The sequence below is a fragment of the Paenibacillus sp. CF095 genome, from assembly GCF_900101225.1.
Taxonomy (GTDB): Bacteria; Bacillota; Bacilli; order Paenibacillales; family Paenibacillaceae; genus Paenibacillus.
In genome coordinates this window covers 546,933-568,778 of the sequence record NZ_FMZN01000003.1, presented here as the reverse complement: position 1 = coordinate 568,778, position 21,846 = coordinate 546,933, and the positions used below count along the sequence as shown (strand labels likewise).

Annotated in this window: 18 protein-coding genes and 3 pseudogenes; 17 read left to right on the top strand and 4 right to left on the bottom strand. The window is 37.6% G+C overall.

Annotation, left to right across the window (positions count from 1 at the left end):
- Positions 1-141: 141 nt before the first annotated feature.
- Positions 142-963 carry a hypothetical protein gene (locus BLS69_RS24405; protein ID WP_091037446.1) on the bottom strand — a complete coding sequence of 274 codons (822 nt, stop codon included), beginning with the start codon at positions 961-963 and terminating at the stop codon, positions 142-144.
- Between the two features lie 111 nt (positions 964-1,074).
- Between BLS69_RS24405 and BLS69_RS24400 the strand changes: the two genes are divergently transcribed.
- From BLS69_RS24400 to BLS69_RS24390, 3 genes are all read left to right on the top strand, one after another.
- Positions 1,075-1,419 (top strand): hypothetical protein, encoded by a 345-nt coding sequence (locus BLS69_RS24400; protein WP_091037444.1) that lies wholly within the window; start codon positions 1,075-1,077, stop codon positions 1,417-1,419.
- A 292-nt stretch (positions 1,420-1,711) separates the two neighbouring features.
- Complete coding sequence (locus BLS69_RS24395; RefSeq protein WP_091037442.1) at positions 1,712-2,323, top strand: restriction endonuclease; 612 nt, start codon at positions 1,712-1,714, stop codon at positions 2,321-2,323.
- 307 nt (positions 2,324-2,630) lie between these two features.
- Positions 2,631-2,873 (top strand): hypothetical protein, encoded by a 243-nt coding sequence (locus BLS69_RS24390; protein ID WP_091037438.1) that lies wholly within the window; start codon positions 2,631-2,633, stop codon positions 2,871-2,873.
- A 125-nt stretch (positions 2,874-2,998) separates the two neighbouring features.
- Here BLS69_RS24390 and BLS69_RS24385 read toward each other — a convergent pair.
- Positions 2,999-4,316, bottom strand: a pseudogene (locus BLS69_RS24385) (IS1182 family transposase).
- A gap of 815 nt (positions 4,317-5,131) precedes the next feature.
- Here BLS69_RS24385 and BLS69_RS24380 point away from each other — a divergent pair.
- Positions 5,132-6,169: a hypothetical protein gene (locus tag BLS69_RS24380; protein WP_091037435.1), complete on the top strand. Its 1,038-nt coding sequence runs from the start codon at positions 5,132-5,134 to the stop codon at positions 6,167-6,169.
- 237 nt (positions 6,170-6,406) lie between these two features.
- On the opposite strand, the pseudogene BLS69_RS24375 reads toward BLS69_RS24380, so the two are convergent.
- Positions 6,407-7,054: pseudogene (locus BLS69_RS24375) on the bottom strand (IS30 family transposase).
- Between BLS69_RS24375 and BLS69_RS32285 the strand changes: the two are divergent.
- The 11 genes and pseudogenes from BLS69_RS32285 (at position 7,042) to BLS69_RS24320 (ending at position 14,889) form a co-directional block, all read left to right on the top strand.
- Positions 7,042-7,311 carry a hypothetical protein gene (locus tag BLS69_RS32285; RefSeq protein WP_176872949.1) on the top strand — a complete coding sequence of 90 codons (270 nt, stop codon included), beginning with the start codon at positions 7,042-7,044 and terminating at the stop codon, positions 7,309-7,311. The pseudogene BLS69_RS24375 and the gene BLS69_RS32285 overlap by 13 nt on opposite strands.
- A gap of 51 nt (positions 7,312-7,362) precedes the next feature.
- Positions 7,363-8,007 carry a hypothetical protein gene (locus BLS69_RS24370; RefSeq protein ID WP_091037432.1) on the top strand — a complete coding sequence of 215 codons (645 nt, stop codon included), beginning with the start codon at positions 7,363-7,365 and terminating at the stop codon, positions 8,005-8,007.
- Positions 8,008-8,243: 236 nt separating this feature from the next.
- On the top strand, positions 8,244-8,432 hold the full coding sequence (locus tag BLS69_RS24365) for a hypothetical protein (RefSeq protein ID WP_091037427.1): 189 nt from the start codon (positions 8,244-8,246) through the stop codon (positions 8,430-8,432).
- A gap of 98 nt (positions 8,433-8,530) precedes the next feature.
- Positions 8,531-8,809: a hypothetical protein gene (locus BLS69_RS24360; protein ID WP_091037424.1), complete on the top strand. Its 279-nt coding sequence runs from the start codon at positions 8,531-8,533 to the stop codon at positions 8,807-8,809.
- Positions 8,810-10,105: 1,296 nt separating this feature from the next.
- A pseudogene (locus BLS69_RS24350) lies at positions 10,106-11,322 on the top strand (DNA polymerase IV).
- Positions 11,319-11,666, top strand: a complete 348-nt coding sequence (locus BLS69_RS24345; protein WP_091037418.1) for a YolD-like family protein — start codon at positions 11,319-11,321, stop codon at positions 11,664-11,666. The pseudogene BLS69_RS24350 and the gene BLS69_RS24345 overlap by 4 nt, the downstream one beginning before the upstream one ends.
- A 1-nt stretch (position 11,667) precedes the next feature.
- Complete coding sequence (locus BLS69_RS24340; RefSeq protein WP_091037412.1) at positions 11,668-12,036, top strand: YhjD family protein; 369 nt, start codon at positions 11,668-11,670, stop codon at positions 12,034-12,036.
- Between the two features lie 637 nt (positions 12,037-12,673).
- The gene (locus tag BLS69_RS24335) at positions 12,674-12,886 is read left to right on the top strand and encodes a YHYH domain-containing protein (RefSeq protein ID WP_256332419.1); all 213 of its coding nucleotides are present in this window, start codon (positions 12,674-12,676) and stop codon (positions 12,884-12,886) included.
- Between the two features lie 464 nt (positions 12,887-13,350).
- On the top strand, positions 13,351-13,824 hold the full coding sequence (locus BLS69_RS24330) for a GIY-YIG nuclease family protein (RefSeq protein WP_091037410.1): 474 nt from the start codon (positions 13,351-13,353) through the stop codon (positions 13,822-13,824).
- Positions 13,821-14,453, top strand: coding sequence for a hypothetical protein (locus tag BLS69_RS24325; RefSeq protein WP_176872947.1), 633 nt, complete (start codon positions 13,821-13,823; stop codon positions 14,451-14,453). The genes BLS69_RS24330 and BLS69_RS24325 overlap by 4 nt, the downstream gene beginning before the upstream one ends.
- Positions 14,443-14,889, top strand: a complete 447-nt coding sequence (locus BLS69_RS24320) for a DUF6884 domain-containing protein (protein ID WP_371129087.1) — start codon at positions 14,443-14,445, stop codon at positions 14,887-14,889. Before BLS69_RS24325 ends, BLS69_RS24320 begins: the two co-directional genes overlap by 11 nt.
- A gap of 367 nt (positions 14,890-15,256) precedes the next feature.
- Here the strand turns inward: BLS69_RS24320 and BLS69_RS24315 are convergent, their stop codons facing one another.
- The gene (locus BLS69_RS24315; protein ID WP_091037402.1) at positions 15,257-16,837 is read right to left on the bottom strand and encodes an endonuclease NucS domain-containing protein; all 1,581 of its coding nucleotides are present in this window, start codon (positions 16,835-16,837) and stop codon (positions 15,257-15,259) included.
- A gap of 1,506 nt (positions 16,838-18,343) precedes the next feature.
- Between BLS69_RS24315 and BLS69_RS24310 the strand changes: the two genes are divergently transcribed.
- The gene (locus tag BLS69_RS24310; RefSeq protein WP_176872996.1) at positions 18,344-20,710 is read left to right on the top strand and encodes an S-layer homology domain-containing protein; all 2,367 of its coding nucleotides are present in this window, start codon (positions 18,344-18,346) and stop codon (positions 20,708-20,710) included.
- 566 nt (positions 20,711-21,276) lie between these two features.
- Positions 21,277-21,846, top strand: coding sequence for a non-canonical purine NTP pyrophosphatase (locus BLS69_RS24305; RefSeq protein WP_218133581.1), 570 nt, complete (start codon positions 21,277-21,279; stop codon positions 21,844-21,846).

The following is a 21,846-nucleotide window of genomic DNA, read 5'->3' as shown; positions in this document are numbered from 1 at the left end:
AACGGGCAATTTTCACACTTTTTTCAGCGAAATAGGAAAGTGTGTTTGTAGATGGGTGCATTGGAAGCATAAGTTTCATCCTAACCTAAAAAATGTGGGAAGCTAAGATCCAATTGGATCTTAGCTTCCCACGTAAAAACGTCAAATAGGACTTTGACCTCTAATTTTCAAATCCCACCCATAGTTGAAAATCTTATTGTCATTTGACTGATTTAGAAAACCCGCTTGAACTTTAATGCCAACTTCTGATGCCAATCCTCCATCTTGAACATCGATCCAACCTGAAGGAGCAGTTGTTAAGAAAGTTTTTCCAAAATCTATAGCACCACCATTTTGAGAACAATTAGAGATTTGTTTCTTTGCTTTTGTGTCGATTCCAGGACCAATTTGGGTTAACTGGCATGAATTTGTACCTGAGGGTATAGCATTATTTATGTTCCAATTGGTACCTTTATCATACCGATAGTATGCTTTATCCAAACCGTTGTATATGAAACGATTTTTAGTCTGTGAATGGTAGTACAATGTAATTGTTAATTTGACTGTATTGTCGCTATTTTTGTTACCGCCTGTCCAATGAAAGGGGTCAGCTTCTACTACCATATCGGTCTTAAATTGAGTTAATACTTCGCCTGTTTCAATATTCTGTAAATCTCTGTAGATATATGTTTCGTTTGTTAGAATATCATAATCTACTTCTTCTGTAGCGTTGATAGATTGGGATGTACTAAAATTATTAGTATTAATTTCATTTTCAGGGTTGAAGCTACGCCCTTCTACTTGCATATCAACTTTATTACTTTCGTCAGTGGTATCATATTCCTTAATTACTTTGAAGCCTTCTGGAACGGTTGAATCATTTGGAAATACTTCTTCGTTTGGTGAAGCGGCTGCAGCAGATACGGAGCAAAATAACATCATTGTTGCTAATAACGAACTAAATAACTTCTTTCTGTTTCTCATCTTGTTCCTCCTAAATTTTGGATTTGTTGTTCCGGTTCTTAATTAACCGAGGTATCATATATTGAATCAAAATACACATTTTAGGTTATTATTAGATAGGAGGGATGTAATGTGAGAAGAAAATTATCATTAGTTATTTGTTTAACTTTTCTTTTGATTGTATTAGGAGCATGTGGAAATGGTGATATTAAGCATATTAAAAGTGAGCATTGGGATGTCGCATTCCAGAGATCAACAGGGTCATTTGGCATCACATATATTGGGGATGAGACGCAAATAAATGATCTAGTATATGGTGTAACTGGTACGAATATCGACCAAGAAGGTAAGGCTTATGCGACACAGGAAACACCATTTAAGATTTCTGGATTGGTGACCGATTCTGAGAAAACCAAAGATCCAATCATATTTAAAATTGATTGGAATAATAAAAGTGAGAGTGTAACTTTTGAATAAACTGAAAAGTAAAACGAGCCTTAAAGAATTTAGGGCTCGTTTTACTTTTAATAAAATAGTATATTCGCTATAAAATTTCGAACCAAACTTGACCTATCTTGAGACTATGTTAAACCCCACAAGACCATTTTTCGGGCTACATTTGGAGCATAAAAAAGGCGTGAATGAAACACAAAGCTGCACATGCAGCTTACCAGGCGTTCCTCATCTCACTATTTCTATTCATTGCAGGAAATTAGTCCCAAGTGTCGAATTATGTTTTAGTACAATTTAAATGCTTGGGGGAGAAGTTATGGCAAGAAGGAAAAGTAAGGCGAAACAGGAAGAAGAGCTGTTCCAAGGATTAGCCGGAATGGCAATGCTGGGAGGTATTGTAGGGACATATTCTTTAACAAAATCTTGGCAAGCGTCACTTGTCGTTGGATCTCTTGGAGTTGTTGGGATTATTGTTTTAATGGCTATCATTCAACAAAAGCGTGCTGAACGACTGAAGAGGTCGGGAATTGCCGAGATCGATAAAATGGATGGGGTGCAGTTTGAACACTATCTTGGACATCTGTTTCGTTCACAAGGGTATAGGGCAGAAGTGACAAAAGCTGCAGGTGATTATGGCGCCGATCTGGTTATCTCCAAAGATGGAAAACGAATCGTTGTACAAGCTAAACGTTATAAAAAAAATGTTGGCTTAAAAGCTGTCCAAGAGGTTCAAGGAGCTAAGGCACACTACAGAGCAAATGGAGCATGGGTTGTTACAAATAGCAACTATACTGAACAGGCATATCAGCTTGCTAAATCAAACGGGGTTAGGCTGATTGCTCGGGATGAACTCGTTGAGATGTTGCTCGCAATGAAAGAAAAGTTGTCGGCTTCAAAGAAAACGGGAAATGTAAAGACGAGTGCATAAGAGAATTACAAGCAATGAGAGTGAATCATTTTCGACTATGTTTTGAGGAATAAAGCCAACAACATACATAGCACATTAAAGTCGTTCCTTTGCGGATCGGCTTTTTTTATTGGAGGAATAGGATTGTTCAGCAGAAGACGGAAGAAGATACTCATTCGCCTCAACAAGCAGCCTGAGATATGCAAAGGTTGTGTATGGGAAGATGAGATGATGAGTTCAGTTTTTAACGGCTTGATTGTCTCAAGTAGGAACAACCTATAAAACATTAGATTGATATGTTAGGATAAATCCCAAAGGGGGTGTAGCTATGATTAGAGTTGTTTATGTTAATGCTGATGGGAATGGAGAGTTAGCTTGGGAAGACCGTGAAGATGCGGGAGTAGTTCTACATACATTTACTCAGGGAGCTGTTTTAAACCTAAGATACTCAAACGGAAGCTTTTGGAGAGGGACATATTCTCAAGCTTGCTTTGACAAGGAAATTGACGATGACGGAAATATTGTTTTAGAGAGTCTGTATCTATACTTCAATCATACCGACTCGCAATAATAGATGATAATGAGCATCCATCAGGGTGCTCAGATTGTCTAGAAACCCGGTTCTCTTTCGAGAGTCGGGTTTCTTTGTTATCTAAGTACTCGTATTTTCCTCAACCGGCAGAACAAGAAGGCCGTTTAGGTCTTCTTGTTCTGCCGGTTGAGGTGGTTCGCCACCTTCTTCATATTCTGGGCGGCTGCAGTTAGGAGTGACTGCTCTGTCACATTCACGAGTCCACACAGCCTTAAAGTAGCGAAAGCCATGCAGTTCTTTGGCATCGGCAAAGCTTCGCTCAATCGTCTCTTTTCGATTGCCGTATAACTGCTTACCCGAGCGGCTCAGAAGGTTTTCCGTATTTTTTTCTTTGCTATCATCCCAAACATGGCGGGTCAACACTTTTCGCTGGTTCGCCGAGCGTGTGCAGGGGGTGAGAAACGATCAGATTAGGCAGATCGCTGGATCTGACGCGTACTATCGGTAGCCTTGGCGGTCTGTGGTGCGGCAAGGTAGCTCTTGGTCTGCGGGCAGGTTAGGTACTTGAGTGGGCATCGTACTTAAATTTTGTTTTGGGAAATAAACCTTTTAAGGGCATGAATCTTCGGTATGCAATTAACGCCGTAAATCTGGTGTTCTTCCAAACCTTTGCAGATCGGGTAGGTCAAATAACCGGAGTCTACGCCACAGCTTCCACCGGAAGACGGAATCGCTCACGTTGTCGGTCCAAGCGTGTGATGTATGACACGTAATCATGCACATTTCCTGGCGTTACATAGACATCGGTAATCACATTGTACTTGCTGTCCACCGTACGGTGGTCCAGATAAAAAAAACCTTCCGGCTTGCCGTCACGTATAATGTAGCGCTGTTGGGATCGGTCGTGCTCACCTTCACTTCCTTCGTTTCTTCCACCTCCTCTCGTTCTTTCAAAGCTTTTTTCGTGTGCTTTTCGGTCTGCTTCTACCGCTTCATTCAGTTCATTTACATAATCTTTTGTGTTTTACAGCACTTCTTGTTTCATGTACTTATGTTTGTTGGCACTAGCTTTTATATATGTGGGATCGGAGAAGAGCACACGCCCGCCCACCATTTTGTGAGAGATTGCTTGTAACACAATTTCATCGAAAATATCATGGGGAATCGACGATAAGCTTGAATCGATTCCGTCAGTCCAAGTCCCAAAAATAGGGGTAAGCGAGATTCGTCTGGACTTCGCGTTCAAGCTGACGTTCAGAGCGAATACCATAAATGTAACTGAGGAAAATCATCTTAAAAAGGAGTGTTGGGTCAATGGCTGACGACCATTATTTTCACAATACAGTAGTGTACTCTTTTATCGATGATGAAAGACAAGTCGATATATCGATAAATTTTACGTAGCATATGGTTTTCCAGAACCAGTTCTTCAATCGAGACGAACTCGTAGGTTTGTTGTACCTCTCGACTTTGACGCAGCATGCGAACACCATTCATTCCTTAATAGCCGCTTATGTTATACAACATTAAAGCAGTGACGTCATGAATTATAAAGATACGAAAAAGGCTGCCGATAATTTCTCGACAATGTCAACTGACTACAACCATTGAATTTGAATGCGAGGTTTGATTCAGTTTAAACCCTCACTACTTAGCGATAAGAGCGTTTGAAGACCTAAAGAGGATGAGTACATAGCAAAAACCGAAAAATAAAATTTCTACTCCAAATACCATATTCAGTAAAAAATACAATCGTGTACTATTGATGTATAAATAAAATAATAAGAAGTAACGAATATGTCTGATCCTAGAGATGAGATTCGAATACGTGAAGATAAAATAGAAAACATTATACTCCTAAAGATTGGATTGCAATTGATTTTGCTATATTAGACATCTGGGATGGCAAGTGTCTGGTTAATTTATAGACAAGTGGAAACCTTTCTTTTACCTTAATAATATAGTAGAATGTCTGTGTTAGGTGAGTTTTTAGCACTATTAGGAGGGAACCGCTGGATCTACGACGACCGGTTCGACGGAGTTAGAGGTTCTCGATATATGAGCGAGAGTAGCGAATAAAATTTCAGAAAAGTGTCGAGAGACAAGAACATTTTACTATTGCCAGAATGAGAATAACATCTACCAATCAAATGTAGGTCGTTATATGGGCGTGGGAAGACATGAGAAGAAGAAACTTATTAAATCCAATAGTTGTATCTTGTTTGTGATTAGTTTAGTCATTGTGTATGAAACGTTTAGTTAACAATAAAGAAAAAATGATAAATGGAGGGGAAGACATGGGTGGCAGAGATACAATTAAGGGTGTAAAGGCCCAAGGGATGATAGCCGTTTTGGAGTCAATTTCAAGAGACGATTGGGATATAGTTCGAATTGAACCAGAAAAACATGAAGAAATAACAGACAAAATCGACATTCAATGGGATTTAAAAGACGCTAAACATAAAATTGCACAAGTGAAAAGTACGGAAATTCCGATGATGCCAGCTCAAATAAAGTCCTTTTTGAATGAGTTAATTAAAGAAAATCATTCTCCTGAGAATTTGTATGAACTACATATTGTGGGACCGCTTCATAAGAAGAGCCATGAACTAGTTTCTCGAATTAACAATAGGGAGGTCCGAGATCAAGAGTTAAATGGTTTTGAATTTCTTGAGCAGAGTGTGGATTCTTCAAAGATCTTTTTTAGGGAATTTGATTTTCAATCGTTAGAGGCTCTTGCCTATAAGCTGCTACATCAATTCTATAATAAGAATAATATTCCTTTACAAGCAAATGAAGTAGAATTAAGAACTAAGGCATTATTAAATGAATTTGATGTTTTACCAATTTATCGTAAAGACCTTAGTAGAAGAGACATGGAAAACATATTGATCGCATGGACAGATAGATTTTCAATTGGAACTATTGATATAAAGAATCTTCAAGAATTAAAAGATTCAGTAACATATTTAGCTAGGGAGTTTAGGCGGCTTCTGGGATTAATGTCATATCCCTTTCCTGTTAGTGGACGTATCACAAGACTAAACTATGTTAAGGAGCATGAGAAGGCATTTACCTTAGGTACGGTTCAGAAAAAATATCTGAATATTATGATTGAACTGGAAGAACTTGAAGAAAAACGAAGTTTACTATTAAAATACCAGGCAGATTATGAAGTAGGTAAAAAGAGTGGTACTAGTAATGGAAGGCTTATACCATTAGCGAATAAAATAAACAATCTTTCAGAGTTATTGGATGATAAGGTCGAAAATTCGAAAACAATCAACGAATTCCATGAATATTTGGATGAGTTTATTAAGAATATTTATAGTTAATATCAGTTGGGCACAAGAACATTGTTCCATTCAAAGTCGCCATTATAGCGGCTTTTTTTGATCTAAGCAACCAATTTCTTGTGTCAAGCTAGTCGCACTATAATCTAACAGATGCATTAATAAATTAAACATGATGAAAATTAATAACCGATGATTGTCAAACCAAGTGCGACAGTTCTTCTGCAAAAGATTCGTGAGCCGTCTTCCAACCCAAACAATTTCGGGGTCTGTGATTGATTAGATCGAGTGAATGGGCAAGATCATCATCATCCACCCCCGCAAGATCGGCACCTTTAGGGAAAACTCTCGAAGCAACCCGTTCGCATTTTTGTTGGATCCACGTTGCCAGGGTGAATACGAATCAGCAAAATAAACTTGCAGGGCATGGGTTGTTTCAAGATTGACATAGTAAGCAAATTCCTTGCTTTGGTCAGCTGTAGCCGTGAGGAACGTCCCTGTGGGGTACTGTAAGATCGCTACACCAAGCGTGACCTCCATGGACAATGTGGTACGATTGGACATGAGAATAGCGGTGTATAGACGCGTTTTACGTTTAATGAGTGTTCCTATGCAGCCTTTACTTTTCCCACGACTTCATACAACGGTATCCAGTTCCCAGTGTCCAAACGTTTCACGGGAGCGGACTTCTTTCGGACGATCCGAAATGGTTTTGCCAATGGTGAATTTACCCTGATTTTCTGCGGATTTCTGATGCTTCCCTTTGTGACGTAGGACCTGTAATGTACCCTGAACCATAAGTCCTGCGTAGATCCAGCGATAGATGGTTTTGAAGGAGACTACAGGCAGACTATCCGCACGGAGTCGTTCGGTGATTTGTTCTGGAGACCACGTTACTCTCAGTTTTTCCTCCAGTGAAGAAGCCAAAGTACCTGACCATTTACCTGGAGAAACGGCTGCCTTACGGCGCTCCTAATACGCTTTCTTGGATGAAGGGGCAACCGGGGGTAACATGGAAAGATCTACAGGAAAAATCGTTTAATAAAATGTTTGGTTGGGATGAAGTTATACCTGGACTTATGGATTTAACTCCACTAGGTGATGAAGCTTGTAAATTGCTTGGTTTAGATGAACTGTCTGAAACTGAACTAGAAGAATTGATAAGAAACTTTAAATCAAGCTAAGATAATTAAACAATTGTAAATTATTCTTTGATAAACTTGAAGGAGTAAATTATGGACAAAGAACTTATCCCGCTATTAAGTGCTGCTATTGTTGCTGGGACTACCTTGATCGTTCTGATCATTAACAAAATCGTAGAATATTCCATGTGGAAGACCAATTTAGATAGAAAGGGTGAAGAAAAATACCTAGAAAGAAAAATTGATACATTGCATATAACCATCGTTGATATATTTGAATTGACGGCTGAAACATTAACTCTCGGCAATCAATCAGATCAAGGAATTAGATCAATAATAAAAGAAGGGTTTAAGAGTGTGGATGATACTTTTAGAAAAGTAATAGCAAAAGCTTCCCCTTTTTTAGATAAGAAAATAATGGATAACGAAGTACATCATGTCTACATGCTTACAGCATCTATCTGGGAGCTTATGAGACAACATGATAAAGAAGGAAATGTTAAACTTTCTATTATTGAGTCTGAAGATTTCGGATATAAGGAAATTAAGACACTAGAGGAAATAATAAGTACTCATATTTTCTGGTTAAACGAAGCTCTCCATGAACTAAAAGATGAATTGGCAATACTTGTGAATCCTATACAAAAATCGGCACCACAATGGAGAAGTTTTACTATGATTTTAAGTATCATTGTTAACTGTTTACTTGCCATTGCCTTAATCTTTTCATGGGTTTAAAAAATTTATTATTCATCACAGGCTTCCTTAATTCCATAGTGTGAGTTTACCACCTACTGTAAAGGTGGTTTTCTTTTATCTACGTCCATTAATCAAAAAATAAAAAGGGAGGGCACAGTAATGTCCTCCCCATCACCGAGGGTACCCCCGGCTGAGATAGTGGCCTGCTGTGCGCAGCTGTATCGACAATATCCGCTATCTCGCATTCCATCAAAACGGAAAGCTGAGGAGTAGGCATGAGAACACCAGGTGAAGATTTATTGCAACATGAACTCGCTGTAATGGAAGGTATCCTCGAGAGTAAAGAGCAGTACAGAAAGATCGTCAAGGTAGCTATCGCCCAATGGGTTAAAGATCTGCAGGCTGGACATATAATGATGAAGACCGTTCAGGATCTGGAACGTCTCATCGAACTGGATATATAGCTTCAGAAGGATGATGAATCGTGAATTACGTAGGCATGTTAAATTAAGAGTAGCTCCTCTTATATTGGTAGTACAATCCAATATAGGAGGAATGAAAAATGTTATTCAAAGATGTAGTCCTGCTTCACCTTGCCGATAAGGAGGAGAAGCAAGAAGTTTATACCCGCTTCTCAAGTAAAGGGAAAGCAGATGATTTCATCGAGGCCCTGTTTCAGCTGAACAAAAAAGGGTTGATTTATGTCCCTCGTCGGGCATGGGCTTGGGGTGGATATAACAGGCTTATACCGGAAGATGTGGTCATGACGGGGGTTAAACTTACTCCACTTGGCCTAATCCAAGTCGAACGTCTTACCTTTAAGAATAGGAAGTCCCTTTAAGGGGCTTCTTTGGTTTATTCCACAGTTGGGGGTGGTGATGAAAGTATGAGGACTTTGAGTAAATCCGTAGTAACAGCATAGTAAGTCGATGACATTATAAATCCATAAAAGTATGACCAAAGGGAGAAGGTAAGGAAACATTTCCTGCCTTCTTTTTGTTTTGCCAGAAAGGAGGTAAGCGATTGAGGGAAAAATCATGGTTAATTAACTGGCAGAGTGAAAAATGAACGACCGAATGACAGAGAGTTATCCTTTTCCATACGGAGTAAAATGCGTAAAGGTAAAAACCAGCCAGCACCTAAACGTACTACAGCGAACTTAAGGAAGCTGTCGGAGCTAGGAAGGGCAATCCGCGTCATCAAGAATGGAATAGCCAAACTGAACTGTTCGGTAACAGCTATCGATGAGAATGATCTGAAAGATGTCGAGAAATATGCAAGATACTCTCTTGAAGCCTAACCAAGGTGACTCATTCAGTTCTTGGATTGAGCCCATTCAGAATGTATCCTGTTGATACGTTTTCTGCAGATTTATATCCAGAATGGGATGGATATACGCATGAATCCAAGATGCAACTACGGTAAAAGCATTCCGTTCTTACTGGGAAAGCGAGGTCATGGACAGGGGGATCGACCTGTCCATCGGGGGTAAGAATCCAAGTGTTCTTGATCTTGGAGCTACTGATGACAAAACTTTTTTCCTTGAATGGCAACGTTTCTTGATTGAAACCATGGCTATCTCCTTTTATATCTCGTGAAAAAGCTTGGGTAGACGAAGGATGTCAAAGGAGTACGCCGATAGTAAAGGACGAAGATACAAAGGATACTGTCCATATTTCATAGCAGAGAATATGTTGAGCATATTAACATTCACATTATAGCGTTATCTTCGGCTTGGGTGGTGTACTAGAGTTTAAATTCCATAATGAGACATCTTTAAAGATAGAAAACTAAAGAGGATATTGATGCAATCTATTTGGATCTAATGGTCAATGAAAGATGAAGTTCTTGATGAAAAAGCCAAGATAGCGTTGCCTAATGAGCATGGTGAATTATTTCCAGTTTGAGATGAAAATCCATTGTTTATCTGATCGATCCTGCAGGTGTTCATACCAAAACACGAGTAATCCACAACTAAACGCAACAAGAGGCCGTATTGCTCCCCATGACCTTATCTCGCAAGAATATAAATATTTACCTCTTGCATAAAGAACATATGTTCGGTTTATAATATATACAAACATACGTTCTTAAATGTACAGGAGTGATTTCAGTGTTGGCTAAGCAGCGAACTATTATGCTCATCGACATGCAGTCGTTTTATGCTTCAGTCGAAAAGGCAAAAATGCCTCAATACAAAAATAGGCCTCTCGCCGTCGCTGGAGATCCAGCAAGGCGTTCTGGAATTATCCTTGCCGCTTGTCCACTAGCCAAAGCTAAAGGTGTATCTACCGCGAAACCACTTTGGCAGTCTCTCAGAAGTGCCCTGAACTGATCATTGTGAAACCACACATGCAAGAGTACATCGAAGTATCCACTCAAATCATGTCCATTATTGAGGAGTTCACCGATCTGGTCGAACCGTACAGTATTGACGAATTATTCACTGATTTTACAGGGTCTATGCATCTATTCGGTGATGATCCAATCGATTTAGCCAAGCAAATTCACGACAAAATCTATAATGAAACAGGCGTTTACGCGAGAGCTGGCATTGGTGAAAACAAAATCATCAGTAAATTGTGCTGCGATATGATTGCTAAAAAAGCTGAGGGTGGCATTTTCCACTTAAAGAAAGAGGAATTACACCTCCACATTGGAGATAAGCCCATCCGCGATATGTGGGGGGTAGGCTCAAGAATGGAAAAACATCTGTGGAAGATGGGCATCCGAACCATTAAAGACCTGGCAAATACGCCTCTTTCCAAATTAAGAAGTAAGTGGGGTGTTAATGGAGAAGTCATCTGGCTAGTCGCAAATGGACTCGACAATTCGCCGGTAACCGTCAACACGCACAGTACACAAAAAGATATCGGAAACGGAATGACCCTGCCTAGAGATTTCACAGAGGCTTGGGAGATCGAAGTGGTTATTCTCGATATCTGTACAGAAGTATGCAGAAGAGCCCGCAAAAAGGGACTGATGGGTAGTGTCGTATCTATGAGTGTATCTGGAGCGGATTTTGACCACCCCACTGGTTTTCACAGGCAGGTTAAACTGTCTGATCCTACAAACATAACTGTTGATGTGTGCAAGATAGCCAAGCGCATATTCCATCAACACTGGGATGGGCAACCGGTGCGCCGTGTAGGTGTATCCCTTTCTCAATTATCCAACGCGGATACATATCAACTATCTTTTTTTGATGATCAAGAACAGAAACGGGCCATTGATCAGGTGATGGACGACATTAAGGATCGATTTGGCGATATTGCTATTCTACGAACGAGCTCCATTACAGCTGCCGGTCAAGCGATAGATCGAGCATCTAAAATTGGGGGGCATTACAAATGAGCAAGAAACTGGAGGCCAATGGATTATGGGAATCGAGCCGTATGATGCTTCCACAACATAAAGAACGAATTATACAGCATCGTAACCAAATTCACTATCAGGCGAAACCGCTGATCCATGAAGATGAGTGGGAGATTATTGTACAACATATAGATATGTCGCTCAACTATACATTACAAGGAACCTTTGAAGTATTTAATGAGTCAGGCAATCGGTATATACATGGGATCGTCACTTCAGTCAGTACCTTTGGAAAGAAAATCAAAATTGAAATGGAGAATGGATTTGAATGGGTCGATTTTGATCAATTGGTCGCTGTAAAACTTGAAGAAGGAGGCGTGTAAGGTGCGACAGACTTCTGAGGAACTTTCACTCGTGAAGAGGCTGGTAGAACTCCCTTATCTTTTAGGTGCGCTGGAGGTAGATAAGCAAAAAATATACGCTTCAAACTTTAAGATGAAATCTGTGTATGTTGACTACTTGGACGGCACCCAAAAGAAAATTGCTTTAGAGATGTACAAATCGAAACAAATTTTAAAGGAACATCATATAAAAATCATAGATGAAAAGAGGTCTCAGCTGAGTTTAACGGTAGATTATTCGGTAAGAGGTTACCTTCATAAAATGACATTATTATGGAGCAAGGTGAAAGTGGATGTAACCTTAATGCTTACTGAACATATGAACGTTGATATTACTGATTTGCCCAAATAAACATAGAGTTAGTGCAGAATACGGTATATAACTTCATAGGGTGGAGATAATGCAGTTATAACCATTGTTTTCTTCTCCCATATGGGTAAACCGACCTTTGAAGTTGAAAGGTCGGTATTTTTTGTCTCTACGCTAATACAAAACTTAGAAGAAAAGAAGAGTATAGAATCATTACAAATTATACGGAACTGTTTGCTTAGGTGTGTGCACAACTGACCTCATTTTACGAATACTATCTAGCTGCCTTCTTTATTTTAGAGACCAATAGATAGCCAATCCTTTACGTTACTTTATTTGCTTTCCCTTAGATTAAGAGAAAGTACGCATCAGATATAGGGATTCTATAAGAAATGAATCTTCATAAGGGGGTAAGTAAGAGATGTTAGCTTGAAATAACAGGTATCATCTCTTACTTATATGAAACTTAACGGAACTATAGGATCGGTAAACTATCCGAAAGGTATCTCAATCCCAGTTCCAAATCTCTACAAGGTTCAATTGAAAATGGTAACCATATATTTAATTATCAGATACTGTATGATATGATAATCAGGAAAATAGTACCAGTGAAAATCGCGAAAAAAAGTTGCTGGTTAGTGCTCTATTATCTTTTTTGCTTTTATCAAGTACAACAAGTGTGTTAGCTCATCCAGGTAGAACCGATGAAAATGGTGGTCATACATGTTGGATCAATTGTACCAAATTGGGACTAGAATACGGAGAATATCATTATGATGGCGGAAGTCCTATTTCAAGTTCGAAGTCATTCAATAGCTCTAGTTCGTCCTCATATCATCAAAAACTACAAAACAAAAATAAACTAAGCCTCAATACACACAATCGTCTTTAAAGGTTTATGTAAATGATAAGAAAGTGGAATTTAGGAACAGATTTCTACGATATGAAGAAAGTAAATTGGTTCATTGCGTGACATTTCAAAAGCTCTAGGTGCCTCATTTACATATGACCCTGGGTGTGGAACGCTTGGTTTAACCAATGATAAGTACAAAGTAACCACACCGTTTGACAGTAAAAATGGTATTCTAGAATAGCAACTCTTCTACATTGAGTACTCCCCCAAAAGCCATTAACGGAATTACCTACATACCCGTACAGGCTCTTGAAGGTTTGGTTGTACCCATGAAATTCACTTCAAGCAATAACACATTAAATATTGAAATCTATACTACTCCGTGGAGGGCGCTTGCTCTCCATTTTCTTTGAATCAAGTTAGAGAGCGTATACCACCTACTGTATTGTTTTCACACAAATATCAATAGTTCAACTCAATAATACATACCTTGGAGTGCACAAATGTTAACTAAAAAGGATCTGCTAAAACAATGGCTAAATAACCATCAACAATATTCATTTTCATTTCCTTTAGGAAACGTGAATCTAGAACAGACTGTTATTCTAAAACAAATAGAACAATTAATCGAAGGTAGCTTACGAGATAACATTTATATCTTATATATTGTGTCTGAATTAGACATCGTACCAGTTTATGTCGGGCGAAGTAATAACCCTCTCAATCGTTGGAAAGCTCATTTTAAAGGCCTAGTGAGGGGACAGGGCTTGTATGAAAAGTGGAATTCGCTGCTACTAGATAATGCTGGTAAATTTAAATATGAAGTTGGTTTATTTGTTGTTGCAGATTCCGTTTTGTCTCAACCACCAATCCCTGGAGTCCCTTGCACCATTGGTTCAGTAGAATACCAGCTTGTGAGTTTGATATCCGACACTTATCCAAAAACTCTTTTAAATCACGAAGGGAATAGACGATGATTTCATTTAATGAATGGCTTAAGTCGAACAGAGGGTATTCGTTTGTTCCGTTATTTGAGACAGATGCTGACTCTTTACTTGTACAAACCAAATTGAAATTTGTAAATCATACTGAAAGACGATTACTCAAACGGTCTACTCTCATGGAGAATGCGATCATTGATATTATTGAGTCAAATATCAACGATCCAAGATGGGAGGGAATCATTTACGTTATGGGAACAGGAGACTTAGATAACTTTATTCCTTTATATATAGGGAAGGCAGATAAAAAAGGGGTTAAGAATGAGATCAGTGCAAATATAAAGAACATCCGTAAGAACTCTCATATGTTTGCAAGGTGGGGAGATGGACTTGCATATCATATCGGAGACTTGAGTCACGTTCTTTTTAAATTTGAAGGCTATAAGAAACCTTCAAAAAAATATGAGCGGTGGGCTGAGTCCTTGTTTATCTCCTATGATCCTCCCATACTAAAGAAATCAGTAAATTTTTATATCTGTCCTTGGTTTGAAGAAGAGGTTGGTATGTCTGGCTTTTCGGGTTCATTACCAGCGATTGAAAAAGAAATGATAGCGATCGCCTCTTATCATTATAGTGACTTCCTTCTAAACAAGGATGGTGTGTAAAATTAGCAAAATTGCGCTAGTAAGTTGTACTAAGGTAAAACAGAATTTCCTTTGTGAAGCCCAGACTATGTACAATAAGTCAGCTTTGTTTTCAAAAGTTACACAATTGATAAGACAATGCGAATATACGGATTGGTATATTTTATCGGCTAAATATGGTCTTATCGAAAAAGATGAACTTATTGAACCCTACGATATAACTTTAAATAACATGAAATCCGATGAACGAAAAGCTTGGGCTAAGGAAGTAGCAAAAAACATTCTCACTTTAGATGTTAGTCACATTGATTTTTATACGGGGCAAAAATATCGGCAATATCTTATTCCAATCCTTAAGTTGAATGAAATTACCTGCGTAGCACCATTAGAAGGTCTAGGTATTGGGGAACAGTTAAAGTATTTGAATGAGAACAATCGTGGGACAAAATCGAAGTAATTAAACTAATAAGTAAGCCGGTTTCATATCTGATATTGCTTGTATGGCTATGTTTTCTCTAGCTTCATTGCGTTTATATCTAACTGTAGCGGCTTCCGCTCAGGAAACCTGGATTCCTAACCGCCAAATAAGTTCGGTCAGTGAATGTCTTAGCCATATTAAGGTCACCGTTGTTTTAGCCGGGTATATTACATGGAATATACCTTTTTGTGTTGCGGCTAGCATTATCCACTGAGCTTTCCTAACGGTGACCACTGATCTTAGCATGAAATTTGATTGTTACCCTAGCATTTACAATAGCCTCATATTCATACATTGGAAAACCTTCATAGATTGTGTGATTCATCGAGCTGAAAAACTTTTAAACTCATCCAAAGAAACTATACGTTTTAGCTGTGAAATATTCTAACAATCGTGTTAGTCCGGTTTTGTGAACTTCAATAAATTGCTGCATATTCGACTGTTTTTCTTCAGAAAGTAGTAGTTCTCCATGAACTACTTCTAATGAAGCCATTGTCTCCATGTCATGCCTAATTTCAATTAAGTTTGTTACATATTCTAATCCTAGTTGATTCATGATGTTCAAATTTTGATTAGAATCAAATCTATTAAAATAATACTCCATAATATCGTTACGATAATAGGAATTGAATAACCCTAAAATATCAGCTTGTTTACCATTCCACTGAATTAATCCATAGTAGATATCCGTTTTTCCTTCTGTATTACTATCTATATACAATGTGTATAAAGGTAGCCCGTTAACATTTCCATTCATGTATGCCAGCAGAGATTCGAGTATTCGTCCTGGATCATAGATATTTAAACTCAAACTGAAGTCCTTATTCTTTTTGGCTTTGTTTATTATAGTTAAGATGTGTGAACGCCAAATTTTGTTCCACAACAAAACGGTTTCTATATTTTCTTCAATCTCGATAATTTTAGCTTTGTTGTTCGCGTGTCCTTGAGTCACGAAAATCTCAAAGTTTTCTCCACTTAATCCAAGTAATTCTTCGCGTATGATTGCTTGATCACTGAGCCGAGTATCTTCTTTAAAAACGCCACCTCTAATAATTTCATCTGTACTCCAGGATCTGTTTATACTTCCGAGTAACTTTTCAGGATGGCTTGTTTCAATTGTGTCACAACTTATATTAGGAACTACATGCTGCAAGAAAAGATCTTCTAAGTATATTGTATATCCCTCAGTATCGTTCTGATAGTAATTTTCCTTTTCCTCAATCAATTCTTCTATGTGATCTAAAATTTCATTTTCTTCCCATTCTTCTTTTTGTAGTAAGAGCTTTAAATTTTGAAAGTAATAATTCACATCATATTTTTGTATCGCAACATATAATGAATAAGGATAAGGGATGTTAGCGTCCGAATGCATCTTCAAAACCACATAGTCTGTAAGTCCGCACTGTTCTAACTGTTTTCGCAAATTACTGATTTCATCATGCGCTTTTTCATACGTCTCGTAGAGAAAGGATAAGTGATTTCGAGATAACTTCTTACTTATGGGATTATCAATTGGTTGAATTTCTTGTTTTGTAATGGGGATATTATTTTCATCTAGGGTAATCATATAAGCCTCGGTTCGATAGTTAGTTGATAGTATAAATTCAGAATAAGGGGTCAAGAGTTCATGCCACTCTGATGAAACAATTATTATTCTTATCTCACTTGGCTTAACACGAAATTTATGTTTTAACAACATTGGATATTTTGATATCTCATTAAGCGCTTCTCTTGCAGCTTGATTAGATCGTTTTATCTCAATAATCACATAGTTTCCTTCCTGATCAGTGGCTAAAATGTCCACGTAACCTTTTGCACCATACGGATTTTTCAACTCAAATTCTTCTTTGACTAAATTTAGTTCTGGAGAAATAAACGATAGATTACTTGCTATGTATTTTTTGATTTTCTCTTCGATTTTGAGCAAGGTAGCACCTCATATACTAGTAGATTAATAAAAATTAATGTATCATCCTCATCAAAAAATAAAAATAGACGCCACAGAACGTCTATCAAAGTATATTTTAAATTGATAAACTCCATACTATCCGGAAAGAGTGGCATAGTTTTAAATAAAAGACCTAATCCCACTTGGAAAAAGTTGGATTAGGTCTAAATATAAAGAAACGGAATGTGTCTGTCAATACAAATCGAATGAGTAATTGTATTTTTCAAAGTTAGATACTTACTAATTAGAACAGTCCTGCTTCTAAAAGGAAGTAATGATGCATAACGAAATATGATTAGCATTATGAATGATTATTTAGGTGTAACCGTTGATTCAGGGGGATATAAAGTTGGACACATTGTTGCTAAATTAAATGAAGAAGTTGGGTTCAAGAGAAAAAAGAATACTTAAATATTGATGAACAGAAGGATCAATTAAGTATGTATTCAAAGGAAACATTGGGCAGATTTTAAAAACACCTAGAATAAAGACACAGAAAAATATCGGATATGCTTTATGTTGTATCCATTATCTTATTTATATTTTGGTTTGGTAAGAATGTATCTTTTGGAGACAATCTGATATCAATATTTTCGGAAGCCAGACAGTCATATTGTCGGAGGAGACGCGTACAACTACATAATAATAGGTATCCGCGGAGTCCGTCTTGGAGGTTCGTTATTCTCAGTGGTAATGAGAGCGCTAGCAATTATTGAAGCATTAGAAAAAAGAAGTATTCCATAGTTAATCAAGTTCTAATCACGAAAGTACCATTGCAATTGATTTCTTCTATTTGTAAACGCTCTATATCAGTCATGATAATGAATTCTTGAAAATGGTATCTATATATTTATTTATCAGATATTGTATGTTATGATACTTAGGAAAAAAGTACCATTATGGGAGGTTTGATAGTGAACAAAAAAGGTGTTTTTTAGTTCTTTGGTATTACTCATTTTTTTATGATAAGTAATACATAATTGCGATGTTGAACCACTTTGGAAAATAGAGGAGCTAAAAAAATCATCTTAAAAAATCTGACTATACAGATAAACCACTTAAGGGTCAATAATTAAATTGGTTTCATTAGGTCTTAAAAGCTCTAAGTGCTTCATATACATATGATCCCGAGAGTAGAATAATTGATTTAGCAAGAATAAGAGTACGGTAACATTAAATCTCAACAGCTAGCAAAGCTTTATACATGATATACCGCTCCCAAAGTCGATAACAGTATTACGTACAATTCACTAAAAGCCCATAAAGGTCAGGGTGTATCTTTGAAATTGACAACAACATTTTAAATGTAAAAAACTTAAATTTATTTTGTGGAGGGTAATCGCTCTTCATTTTCTTTGTGTTTTATTAAGTGTGTATGTCAGCGAGTGGACAAACTTGATAGCTGGATACCGTAATTTGAAAACCTATAGTTTGGAAGTAATTAATTATATCTAAACTATGAAATTTAGAGAGGATGTATTAATAATGATCTATTTGTTTAGGAAACTAGTTAGCAAGACCTTTATCGGATTACTCAGCTTGGGGACTTCAAGTTTATTCCTTTTTTCTTCTAATTCGATATCTGCAGATGAAGGAACGTATACTCGCTTATCTGCAGGAACTCAAGAAATCACTATTGGACTCAATACGGAGTATAGCACTTCATTTTCAGCATTAGGAGATTTTGGAGTCGAAAAGTCGGTTAATTCTCTTGCCAGTTGTACAATTGAAGACAGTAGTGTAGCCGTTGTAGTCAACGACTGCCAAGTTTATTCCGTTTCACTTGGAAGAACTTCATTACATATAGAATATCAAGGGTTGACTCTAAACATCCCTGTGACTGTCATAGATAAGTATAGAATTCAAACAGATGCACCAAATGTAGAGCAGTCCACTCTGGATGTTTATAAAGACTTAGATCTCTCGTCTATCTCAAAACAAAGAGAAGAAGTGCTGAAGGAACTCAATCAATACCGTTCCTTTGCAAAATTGCAGCCTCTTACTATCAATGAAAATCTGAATAAAGGTGCACAAGCTCATGCTAATTATCTAAAAGCAACAGGAACAACCGGCCATATTGAGAATCCGGCACATCCTTTGTTCTCAGGTACTTTTCCTTCTATGAGATTACAGGCTTTTGGTTATCCCAACATCAATGTAAGTGAGGTAGTCAGTCCGATGAAATCTGATCCGGTTGAATCTCTGAATAGATTAATTGCAGCTCCGTTACACCGAATTATTTTACTAGGTCCGGGACCTGACGAAGCGGGTATAGGAGTGAGCACAAATCATTTGGTTATTACAACAGGAACAAAGCGGGTAGGTGAGAAACTAATTGATCGTAGTGTCGTTTTGTTTCCTGCGGAAGGGCAGAAAAATGTCCCTTTGTCATGGGTAGCCCTAGAATCCCCTAATCCTCTGGCCTACTATCAAAAAGAAGGCGAGCAAGTTGGTTATCCAATTTCCATTAGTACGAGTTATTCGAATAAAATGAAATACCACTCAGCAACATTTACAGATTCTAAGGGTCAATCAGTTGATTTTTACCTTGTAGATAGTGAGCATGGTGGAGTTGAAGAAGCTATACTGCTGATTCCCAAGCAGCCATTGAAACCTAATGAGAAATATACTGTCCAGATTGATTTTGGCCAAAGCAAGCAGTCTTATGAAGGGTATGGTATACCTCCACAAGAGGACACTAAAACGTGGAGTTTTACTACTCGTAGTGAGACAGCGCACAGCTTGACATTAAATAAATCGAATTTATCTCTTAATGAGGGGCAATCGATCAATCTACCTAAGGTCTTCTTAACAACAGAACAAGGAACCATTAGGGACGTAAGTTCAGAATCTCAATATAAATCTGATTCAAGTCATGTTGTCATTCAAAACGGTAATTTAGTAGGTGACTCTGCGGGAACTGCAAAAGTTGTAGTTAGTTATGAGGGTAAAATAGTAAGCTTCACTGTTGATGTATTACCTACAGTCAAAAATACATTTAGCGATATGGCGTCACATTGGGCTAATGATGCTGTGAATTGGGGTAAAAAACTGGAGATTATGGGAGGCTACGCAGACAATACCTTCAAGCCCAATAGACTAGTTAGTGAAGAGGAATTCCTTAAAATGTTATTTAAGCTGTATGAGAAAGAAATTCCGACGGAAATTCGCAATCGATCAAAAACTAAAACAAAATGGTCCATAGGGTCATGGAGTGACCCATACTATAACTATGCTCTTTCATATAATCTTGATTTAGATAAAAGCGCATTAAAGAAATCAGCTCGTCAAGAGCCATTAACAAGATATGAAGTTGCATCAATTATCTCAGGTCTACATGGTAAGAATTATAGCAATGCTCAGGATGCCGTACGTTTTCTCTTAGATATGGGATACTCGACAGGGAAAACAGCTTCAACCATAGATGGGTATCAAGGTAATGACTCTTTGACTCGAGCAGAAGCAGTCCAGTTTCTTCGCAACTTGGTCCAAGAAGGGATGAATAGTATTCAAGGTAGACCAGAACAAGTTAGCCCATTTATTAAGCAAGATCGTTTTATCAAAGCCAAATACAACGAAGATACAACACTTAACGTTAGCGGCAGATTTCAAGAATACGCTAATCAGACAACAAAAGTTATTATAGGTACTCTCTTACCAAAATCAAAAGTAATCCAAGAATATTTGGTGACGTTTGATCGCGAAGGTTACTTTACAATCCTAACTTCAAAGGTAATTGATCAGGATGGCTTACCAATTGAAGAGTTAATTATTGATTTTCCTATTCGCGAGGATCTCAGCTATCAAACTAAAGTGAACTATTTAGCTACATTTTATAATGTTTATCGATAGTTCTTTTCAAGATTAATCTTTGAGTAGTACTAAATATATCTCTATATACAAGTAGCATGGCATCAGTAGAGATTATGTTGTCCTTTCAGCATGAAGCTACTGCATGATATTTAAAATGATGAGGTCGGTTGGGATTTCTAATTGGGGGAATAGCCTTAATTACGTTTTAAATGCTTCTTTTTGGGATTAACGCTGTTCGGTTTGAGGTGGGGATGGAAATTGTCTATCCTCATTTTTTACTGATAATTGATTATAAGAAGAACTATTTCATTTGTTTTTGGCCTTGTTCTAAGTTTTGTTGTTGCCTTATGGCGTAATAAAGGGACACAACGCTATGGATTGAGATTATATCCGTTCTTCATGGAATCGGTGTTTTAGGAGGGGGCCATAGACAGCGTGAAGCAGCAGTTAAGTACGCTCACTTTTGAGATTAAACGAATCGAATACGGCAATACAAATGCATGCTTGCAATATACTGCGATTAAATCACATTCTTCTCAGATAAAGGTGTAAATATCCCGATATATTAATTATTAAGTCTCTCATTTCGAAAGGGTGGAAAATGCTTGAAAGAAATATGGTTTGTGACAAGCAGTGCAGACAAGTTTAAAGAACTTAACGAGATTGTTCAAAGCTTTCCTAGTAAAAAAAAGCCTGTTTTTAGATTTCATTCAGTTGAAACTAGCGAAATTCAAACAGAGGACATGGAAAAATTAATTAAGTTTAAAGCGTTAGAAGCTTTTAAAAAGATCAAGCGTCCTTTATTGGTAGAACATACAAGCTTGCATTTAAAAGAATGGGGAGATTTGCCTGGGGGCTTGACACAAATTATCTGGAGTAAATTAGATGAAGATAAATTTATTAAACTAGTAGGTACGGATCGAAGAATAACTGCTCGGACTTATCTTGGCTACATCGATGGAAAGAAGATACATACCTATGTGGGAGAGATAAAAGGAAAGCTAGCAAAAGAAGCACGTGGAGATAATGGTTTTGGCTGGGATAGGGTGTTCATTCCGAAGAAACGTAGAGAAACTCTTGCCGAACTATCCTCTGAGGAAAAAAATGATATTTCTATGCGAAAAAAAGCTGTAAGGAAGTTCCTGAAAGACTTACAGTCTAAAGGAGAGATCTGA